Annotated in this window: 8 protein-coding genes; 7 read left to right on the top strand and 1 reads right to left on the bottom strand. The window is 38.6% G+C overall.

From position 1 onward, the window contains the following. Window positions 1-109 precede the first annotated feature (109 nt). The 7 genes from ACR65M_RS13720 to ACR65M_RS13690 all read left to right on the top strand — a co-directional run bounded on the left by ACR65M_RS13720 (window position 110) and on the right by ACR65M_RS13690 (window position 7,008). Entirely contained in the window at window positions 110-1,297 is a 1,188-nt protein-coding gene (locus ACR65M_RS13720) for a sensor histidine kinase (RefSeq protein ID WP_440273594.1), read from the top strand. Between the two features lie 99 nt (window positions 1,298-1,396). Then, window positions 1,397-2,272, top strand: coding sequence for a polyamine aminopropyltransferase (speE, locus tag ACR65M_RS13715; RefSeq protein WP_440273593.1), 876 nt, complete (start codon window positions 1,397-1,399; stop codon window positions 2,270-2,272). A gap of 146 nt (window positions 2,273-2,418) precedes the next feature. Beyond that, entirely contained in the window at window positions 2,419-4,143 is a 1,725-nt protein-coding gene (gene nagZ, locus ACR65M_RS13710) for a beta-N-acetylhexosaminidase (RefSeq protein WP_440273589.1), read from the top strand. Window positions 4,144-4,299: 156 nt separating this feature from the next. After that, a complete protein-coding gene (locus tag ACR65M_RS13705) occupies window positions 4,300-4,506 on the top strand; it encodes a helix-turn-helix transcriptional regulator (protein ID WP_341332788.1) in 207 nt (68 codons plus the stop codon). A 41-nt stretch (window positions 4,507-4,547) separates the two neighbouring features. Then, window positions 4,548-4,925, top strand: coding sequence for a permease (locus ACR65M_RS13700; RefSeq protein WP_341332787.1), 378 nt, complete (start codon window positions 4,548-4,550; stop codon window positions 4,923-4,925). Between the two features lie 145 nt (window positions 4,926-5,070). Further along, window positions 5,071-6,339 (top strand): hypothetical protein, encoded by a 1,269-nt coding sequence (locus tag ACR65M_RS13695; protein ID WP_440273588.1) that lies wholly within the window; start codon window positions 5,071-5,073, stop codon window positions 6,337-6,339. Between the two features lie 117 nt (window positions 6,340-6,456). Continuing rightward, window positions 6,457-7,008, top strand: coding sequence for a cupin domain-containing protein (locus ACR65M_RS13690; RefSeq protein ID WP_440273587.1), 552 nt, complete (start codon window positions 6,457-6,459; stop codon window positions 7,006-7,008). 93 nt (window positions 7,009-7,101) lie between these two features. Here ACR65M_RS13690 and ACR65M_RS13685 read toward each other — a convergent pair whose 3' ends face one another. Then, window positions 7,102-8,766 (bottom strand): BCCT family transporter, encoded by a 1,665-nt coding sequence (locus tag ACR65M_RS13685; protein WP_440273586.1) that lies wholly within the window; start codon window positions 8,764-8,766, stop codon window positions 7,102-7,104. Window positions 8,767-9,100 lie beyond the last annotated feature (334 nt).

Raw genomic sequence — 9,100 nt, 5'->3', positions numbered from 1 at the left:
GCCCTATGGAATATAGAGCTAGAGCCGCTTAAATCATTTTTATTATTTCCACTGTCTACTTGACAGGGTGCAGTTCAAAATATATCGTAAGGATGGGTCATTGCAACAAATGATTGGGTTACAAAACCGTGAAGACGAGAAGCCTTTGGATGTTTTTGTGAGAGATGTTGCACCTGATATTTATTCATCAAAAAGAACGACTTATGAAGACACTAAGAATGGAATGGTTTGGGAATTATATACACCAAATGAAAATAGCAATGTAGTGAAACTAGAAACGTATCTTGATGTAGCACGAGGATTTCTTATTACTGGGGGGATTGTCCTCCTTATCACTATCGCAATTTCAATATGGAATGGATTTCGCTATGGAAATCCACTGTTTATTTTTGCGAATTGGCTTGGCAGGATGGGAAATGAAAACTACAGTGAAGTACTAACAGAGCGTGAAAAGAAGAAGGTATATCGTAAGAATGGAAAGATTCGGTTGCGATATAAGTTATATCTAGAGGTGTTTGAGGCATTTCATGATATGGCAGGTAAACTCGAAGCTTCGAGGAAAGAGCGGGAGCAATTAGAGAAAAATCGATCAGAATGGATGACAGGAATATCTCATGATTTACGCACACCTTTATCGACGATGCAGGGATATGGAAATCTCTTAGAAAGTGGCCAATATGATTGGACCAAGGATGAGTTAGAAGAAATAGGGAAAACGATACGTGAAAAAAGTGATTATATGCTACATTTAATAGAAGATTTTTCATTAAGTTTTCAACTGAAAAATGGTATGAATCAAGTGCAGTTTGAGACCGTAGAAGTAAGTGAATTTGTAGAAGGGGTCTTAGGGAAGTTTGAAAGGGACCGGATTATAAAAGAATACCCGATCGCCTTTGATCCTTTACGCAATAACCGTTATCTACAAGTAAACAAACGGTTGTTTGAAAGAATGCTAGATAACCTTATTTATAATGCAATGAAACATAATCCGCCTGGTACAAGCGTTGAAGTTCTCTTAGAGGAAACCAATGAAAAAGGTAAGACGAAAATAATTGTCAAGGATAACGGTGTTGGGATGGATGAGGTGACTAAGAAACATTTATTCGATAGGTATTATCGTGGAACAAACACAGATGAACGTGTAGAAGGAACAGGGCTTGGAATGAGTATAGCGCTGCAAATTGCAAAATTGCATAGCGGAGATATTAACGTCGAATCGTGGGAAAACATCGGAACAGAGATCACTGTTATAATGCCGGGACACAGGGACAGGTCCCGCGTCCCACAACAGGATTAAACTGGGACGAGTAACCTGTCCCTCCGACCCACTTTGCTGGACATGCATAGTGTTCTTTCTTATTCTTATATTGGAAGAATAAGAATAGAATGGGGGATGATGATGGAACTTAATAAGCCTTATTTATCTAAGAAAAATGGAGATTTATGGCTCACCGAAGATGAGTACGACAACTTGAAAATCAGCTATCGGATTAAAGATATTATTTTTGATCAACAATCATCTTTCCAGGAAGTCATGATTCTGGATTCATATGATTTTGGAAGAATGCTAGTGTTAGATGGTATTGTTCAAACGACCTCAGTTGATGGACATATCTATAATGAAATGATTTCACATGTGCCCATGTCGATTCACCCTAATCCGAAAAAGGTATTAATCATTGGTGGTGGTGATTGTGGAGTTGCAAAGGAAGTAGCCAAATACGAAGAAATCGAACATATTGATATGGTTGAAATTGATGAGCTTGTAGTAAAAGCTAGTATCGAACATTTACCTGAGGTATCAGGTCGCCTAGCAGATCCACGTGTTCATCTTATTTTTGATGATGGTGTAAAATTCGCGGCTACTAAGAAAAATGAGTATGATCTGATAATCGTGGATTCATCAGATCCAATTGGACCAGCAGCGGTATTATTCGAAGAGAGCTTCTATCAAAGCTTATATGAGGCCTTAAAAGATGACGGAATCATGGTTTGTCAAAGCCAATCACCAATATTCCATTCTGCCATAATGAAACAGTCCTATACTCGAATCTCAGAACTTTTCAATGAGACTAAGTTGTATACGGCAGTTGTACCGACCTACCCTGGTGGAATGTGGAGTTTCACAATCGGAACTAAGAAGCACATTAAAGTAAACCCAAGCAAAGTCAGCCACAAAGAAACAAAATATGTGAACGAGCAAATGGTGGTAAGCTGTTTTGCATTGCCACAGTTTCTAGGGGAATATTATAAAAAAGAGGCAAGGACTTGAACCCTTGCCTCTTTGAATTCTTGTTGCACAATGAAACCGATCTGGTGGGTCACAGGGACAGGTCCCGTGTCCCAAAAACGAATGTAACGTTTCTGCTGTTAAAAGAGTCTAATACTATAGAAGAAAAACTTGCAGGGAGGTAGCCTATGTTGAAAAAAGGAATATTAACAAGTTTGATTGGTATACTTTCCGTTGTTGTAGTGGTTGCAGCTGTTTATATGTATGTTGAAAAAGGTAACAAACAGCAAAGTGAACAGAGTGCTCCAAGTGAGGAGTCGACTCAGCAACCAGAAAAAAATGAATCTGAGACATTGCCAGAAGGAACAGCAGAAGAAAAACCAGATTCCTTAGAACAAGTTAAGGAAATTTTTTCAATTTCTAAAACAGGGAAGGTTCCGCACACTCCTTTTATAGCAGGACAGACAAACATTCAAGAAATACACAATCAATGGGGAGAGCCGCCAACTATTGACAAAAGCTCGATTGGGGACTTCGTAGTGTATCCTGATCATGACGTAACAATTGGGATTAAGAATAAGACTGCTTTTGACATCCGTTCCTACGACTCGGATTTAATGGATATTCATTTAGAAGATATTCAAAAAGCGATAGGAGAGCCAGATGAGGTTAAATATTATAAAGATGAAAACGTAAACCAAGTTATTTTCATCTATCAAGTCAATCCTACTTTTCAGTTGAAGTGGATTTTACCGAAACCGACTGAACAAAAGCCTAACCCAACTGTTCATCATATTTCTGTGGTGACAAACCTTCAACAATCGGTTGATAAAGGTGAAAGTGAAAACCAAAGTTTAGATGAAAAAATTGGTCAAATGATTTTTGCTGGGATTTCCGGTACAACGATGAGCCAAAATATGAACCAGTTAATTACGAAATACCAAGTAGGAGGCATCATTTTTAATGGGGATAATTTAGTATCTCCGAAACAAACTGTCAACTATTTGAACCAAATAAAACAGGCTAATGAAGGTAAAATTCCATTATTTTTTGGTGTGGATCAGGAAGGCGGTCGAATCTCAAAGCTGCCAGGAGGTTTAATCACCTTCCCGACAAATCTAGAAATTGGAAAGATTAATGATCCAACCCTCTCGTATGAAATCGGCACAGTCCTTGGAAAAGAGCTTAAAGCATTTGGGTTTAATGTGGACTTTGCACCTGTGCTTGATGTTAATAGCAATCCTGATAACCCTGTTATTGGTGACCGTTCGTTTAGCAGTAATCCAGAGATTGTGAGTAGTCTTGGGATCCAAACAATGAAAGGGCTGCAGTCGCAGTCTATTATTTCCGCAGTCAAGCATTTTCCAGGGCATGGGGATACACATGTTGATTCGCATCTTGAATTACCTAGGGTTGGAAAAACGCGGGCGGAGCTAGAGAGTCTGGAATTTATTCCATTTCGGAAGGCTATTAAAGAAGGAGCAGATATGGTAATGGTCGGCCACATTTTAGTCCCGGCGCTTGACAACACCTATCCGTCCTCCATGTCTAAAACCATAATCACCGATATTCTGCGGAAAGAACTAGGTTTTAATGGAGTAGTCATTACCGATGATTTTTACATGAAAGCAATCACCAATGATTACGATATTGGTGAGGCAGCGGTTCAATCAATTAAGGCCGGAAGTGACATTATCATGGTGGCACATGACTACAACAGTGTGGTTCGGGTCCATAATGCGATTAAAAGTGCGATCAAAAATGGTGAAATATCCGAAGAGAGAATCGATGAAAGTGTGACTAGGATCCTCCAATTGAAAGAAAAGTATCAGTTAAGCGATAAAAAGTCTGTACAAGTAAATATAAATAAACTTAATCAATCCATACAAAAAGTACTCGACAAAAATTCATAGTGAGACGGGTTACTTAGTGGGGTTCTAAATTGTGATTTTGCAAGAGAGTTAGTTCAAGTGACTAACTTTCTTTTTTTTGTCTAAAAAAATGTAAAGGAAACTTGATGTAAAGGAAGCTTTACATTATGATGAATAATATAAGAGGTGGTGAATGGGTTGCAAAATAAAGTATCAGATTTTAGGAAAAAACACGGTTTTTCGCAGGATCGACTTGCTGAAAAATTGGGTGTTTCCAGGCAAACGATTATTTCAATTGAAAAGGGCAAATACAACCCTTCTCTTCCCTTAGCATTAATTATGGCTGAAGTTTTTGAAACGAAGGTTGAAGACATTTTCATTTTAGAGAAAGAAGATTATAAATAAGGATTTATTCTTGACGAAGTCATATTAAAGGAGGAAAAAAGATGGGAAATTCACGAGTTCCATTTATCGTGTTGGGTATTTTGTTTACCGTGATGTCGGTTTTTTTACTAATTGTTGGGATTATGGCTAATTCATCGCCCGCACCTATGGCTTTTATGACTATGGCTATGGCAGTCATGAGTTTTTGTTTGGCATATTTGTATCCACAATTTAAGCAAAAGGATGAACGCATGAAACTTATCCGAGAGAAAGGTATTTTCGCCTCTTTTTTTGCGATGATGATTTTTCTAATTGCTTTTAACATTGGTTTACAATTTGAATTGATTGCTTTAACTGCAGCACAACTGATCAACATCCTCACAACATTATTAATCTCTACGATGTTTATCTCCTTTGTCATTTATTCAAAAATATACTAGGTCAGATGGACCGGAATACCGACTAAACATTATTTGCTGCACTTAAAGAAGTGCAGCTTTTTAATAAACTGAAATTGGAAAAATGTGAAACCGTTGGGTGAGTAATTCGTAGTTATTATCGAAGCAATATATTGGAGGTGGCAATATGGATAAAAGAACTCGGGAGCTAGTTGATTTTACAAAAGAAAAGTTTGGGTTGTGGGACTATTATTTAGAAACTTACAGTTTCAATCGAAGTGTCAATATTTTTAATGAGACGGTCTATACAATGTCAATGGAATGGTTTCCTAATCATTGTTTGGGACAAGAGTATGAGGATGAAAATCCAGTTGGAACGGCAGTTATCACAATCGATGTAAATAGTCGTAACTTTGAAAGTGTAATTTTCGTGATGGGTCAGACGTTTGCCACAAACGGGATAAACTTCTCTGATAAAAATGACATTATAAAATGGGTTGAGCAGGAAACAGGATTAACGTTTGGGCAGCAATTCCAGTTACATAAGGAAGAAGAGGGAGAGCTACATTTTAAAGAATGCATTAATGGTGTTGCTGTTTCACCTTCTGGAATGATTGAGGTCAATTTCGATCAGGAGGGTAGGCTAACTTTGTTTTCTGCACATGGTCATTTTCCAGCGAAGGACATGGTGAAAATAGAACCTTATACATTGACCTTTGAGAAAATTGAGGAAATCGCAAAAAATCAAGTGAAGTTGATTGATTTTCCGTTAATGGAACAACAACGACTAGTCTCTGCTTATGCAGTAGAAGAACTTTATGTACGGAATGACCAATCAGCCACAATCCCTTTTGAAGTTATCGTGGATGTTAGAGGATATATGAAAATAGATAAAACGTTGGATTGGGATGAGCCGATTGAGGATTCTTCATTTGAAAGAAACGAGATAACTTGGCATGAAGAGGTTTCGGCTGACCAAGCATTTTCAGGCGAGCCCTCACCTGATACACTACCAATCACAGAGACAGAGCAAGAAATGTGTACGATAGAGGTCCGGGATTTTTTACGAAGGGTATATCCCAGTGATTCTGGAGTCTGGATGTTAAAATCACTTCATCGCGAGTCGGGGTATATTCATGCGATAGTAAGAGCAAACAAGCAGGATAAACGCGTATTTCAGCGGAAAGTTAATGTCATGGTTGATTCTGAAAGTCTTCAGGCTGTGAATTATATGGATAACCAGATGATGTTAGAGATGTTTGATGAATTTGAAGAACCCGAGAAAGTGATGATAAGCAAGGATGAGGCCTATGAAAAGGTCAAAGGAAAGTTCGAATTAGAGCCTTATTACGTGTATGACTTTGACCAAAATCAATATGTCCTGTGTGGAAAGATAGATTGCCAATTTGCCGTTCATGCATCAACAGGAGAAGTTCTTCTTTTAGATGAATTGTAAGAATGTGGGTCGCAGGGACAGGTCCCTTGTCCCGCATAATTGACAAATAATTTGGGTACCGTTCACACTCTCTCTTGCATAGGATGTTTTAGCAATTTGAGGAGGGATATTGAGAAAATGAATTATGTAACATATGGATACCCCTATCACTATTACCACCAACATCATCACCACCATCCATATTACACGAGAGTTCCTATGCATTACTGGAACTATTGGGGATACTATCACCCTGATATGGGAAGGGAAATGCGCGAATTTAATGATCAAGGTAAGCAGCCATTTGTAGTTAATATCAATGAAGCTTCCAAGCAAAACAATACGTTTCGCACCGCGATTTGGACAGGTACTCACCTACAGGTAACATTAATGAGTTTACAACCTGGAGAAGATATCGGCTTAGAAATACATCCTGATGTGGACCAATTCCTACGTGTTGAACAAGGCAATGGAATTGTTCAAATGGGGAAAAACAAAAATCAGTTAGACTTTGTAAGACAAATTGCTGACGATTCAGCCATTATTATTCCAGCAGGGTATTGGCACAACCTAACAAATACAGGAAATGTTCCAATAAAACTATATTCAATCTATGCACCACCAAATCATCCTTTCGGTACTGTCCATAAAACAAAAGCAGCAGCAATGGAGGCTGAACACGAACACTAAGCTATCGACTCTAATGATAGAAAAAGTGGGTCAAGGGACCTGTCCCTGCGTCCCATTAAAAAGGGCAGAGCCGAAATGGGCTCTGTCCTAAATTTATTTTTTGTCATCTTCAAAATGGGCATCGATTGGCCCCTTTTGGTCTTGTTCGCCAGATGCTTTCCCTTTTGCTTTTTTCTTCCGACGCAAGCGTTCAAGAATTTTACGATAATTTAACTCAATCGTTTTTGGCTCATAATAATCGGATGCCATGATATCACGGGTGGATGCTTTTAGAAAGGACCAACCAAGCATGACCATGATAAAAAGGAGAGGGAAGCCTCCGACGATACTTGCAGTTTGCAAGGTGCCGAGTCCGCCGATAAACATCAAAGTTAGTGGCATTATACAGAGGGCAAATGCCCAAAATAATCGGTTCCACCTTATTGGTTCATCTTTAACCTCCTTTTGTACAACAGACGCTAACACATAAGAGCTTGAATCGAAAGTTGTAGCAAGAAATACTATAGCAAGTACAGTGAATACGAGGACCATAAACCATGAAAACGGAAGGCTCTCAATAACATCTAAAATAGCAGGAGAAGCTCCTTCTGTATTCAATGTATTAATAATATCCATTTCTCCTGTAAGTTGGAGATGCATCGCGTAATTTCCTAATACACCAAAAAACAGTATACTTCCGATTGTTCCATAGATCATCGTCCCAAGAATCATCTGTTTAATCGTACGTCCACGTGAAATTTTGGCAACAAATAGACCGACAAATGGGGCATAGACAAGCCACCATGCCCAATAGAACACCGTCCAAGTTTCAGGGAAGGAGGTCTTCTCAAATGGGCCCAATGAATTAAACGGCTCTGTCCATGTACTCATATGAAAAAAGTTATCCAATAAAAGACCAATACTATTTACTGTTGTTTCTAACATGAATCGGGTTGGCCCAAATAAAAAGATAAAAGCCAAAAGAAAGAAAGCAAGATATAGGTTTACATCGGAAAGAATCTTTATTCCCTTTTTTAATCCTGTATAAGAGCTAACAGCAAAGATAACAGTCACAAATAATAAAATAATCGTCTTAACAGTCATGTTCACATCAATGCCGGTTAGACGATAAATACCCTCAGCAATCATCGGAGTGCCTAGGGCAAGCGTCGTTCCGGCACCACCTATAAGACCAAACATAAATAAGATATCGATTATGGTACCAATAGGACCGTCGGCTAGTCTACCAATTAATGGCCGTGTCGCTTCGCTAATTTTTAAGACAGGTTTTTTTCTTACATAATAAAAGTATGCAATTGGTAAGGCTGGAAGTGTATAAATCGCCCAAGCAATTGGTCCCCAATGAAAAATCCCGTAGGTAGTTGCCCATGCAATGGCTTGCTTTGTGCCAGGTTCTACTCCAAAGGGAGGACCTTGAAGGTAATAAGCCCATTCGATTGTTCCCCAATATAATATGCTAGAGCCAATCCCAGCACAAAATAGCATGCCAGCCCAAGAGAAATCATTAAATTCGGGCTTTTCTCCTTTATCCCCAAGCAATATCTGACCGTTTGCACTAAATGAAACATAGATGAGAAAAAAGAAAATGACAATTCCAACTAGCAAATAGAGAACACCGAAGTTTGTGGTCACATACGTATTCGCAGCATTAACCACCTCTTCACCTTTTTCAGGAAAGAGGACGAGAGGAATCGTAACCAACATCAATAATGAAAATGCGCCAATAAAAGTTGGCCAATCAATCATCCTGTTTTTCATTCACAACCCCCACCTTAAAAAACTGTTTTTGGTAGTTTTTGCAACTTGAAGGATAATATACTAATGCTTCTAAGCATGAGTTAAATAAAGATGTAGCCATTCTATTCTATTCATGAAGGGTACACACATTATAAGCTGGTTGGGGCAACAGGTGGCTAAAAGTAAATGGTATTGAAAACGTGCCGGGTGTAGTAACGGCTGAGGATAAGTGCACTTTACGAGGGAGTTATCAACGAAGTAAAAGGTCATCGGTTCTGGCAATGGCAGCTAGTTTAGTTCTTTCAGGAAAAACATCAAAAGGGAAGAAAGAGTGCCTCTTAAAAATTTTTTTACG

Source organism: Ferdinandcohnia sp. SAFN-114 (assembly GCF_059415045.1).
Note: the sequence above shows the minus strand (reverse complement) of the source record. Positions and strands in the feature narration are given on the sequence as shown.

What these genes read in the sequence shown, in the direction of transcription:
- ACR65M_RS13700 (WP_341332787.1), top strand. Translation starts at nt 4,548, where the DNA reads ATGGGAAATTCACGAGTTCCATTTATCGTGTTGGGTATTTTGTTTACC.
- speE (WP_440273593.1), top strand. Translation starts at nt 1,397, where the DNA reads ATGATGGAACTTAATAAGCCTTATTTATCTAAGAAAAATGGAGATTTA.
- ACR65M_RS13720 (WP_440273594.1), top strand. Translation starts at nt 110, where the DNA reads ATGATTGGGTTACAAAACCGTGAAGACGAGAAGCCTTTGGATGTTTTT.
- ACR65M_RS13685 (WP_440273586.1), bottom strand. Translation starts at nt 8,766, where the DNA reads ATGAAAAACAGGATGATTGATTGGCCAACTTTTATTGGCGCATTTTCA.
- nagZ (WP_440273589.1), top strand. Translation starts at nt 2,419, where the DNA reads ATGTTGAAAAAAGGAATATTAACAAGTTTGATTGGTATACTTTCCGTT.
- ACR65M_RS13695 (WP_440273588.1), top strand. Translation starts at nt 5,071, where the DNA reads ATGGATAAAAGAACTCGGGAGCTAGTTGATTTTACAAAAGAAAAGTTT.
- ACR65M_RS13690 (WP_440273587.1), top strand. Translation starts at nt 6,457, where the DNA reads ATGAATTATGTAACATATGGATACCCCTATCACTATTACCACCAACAT.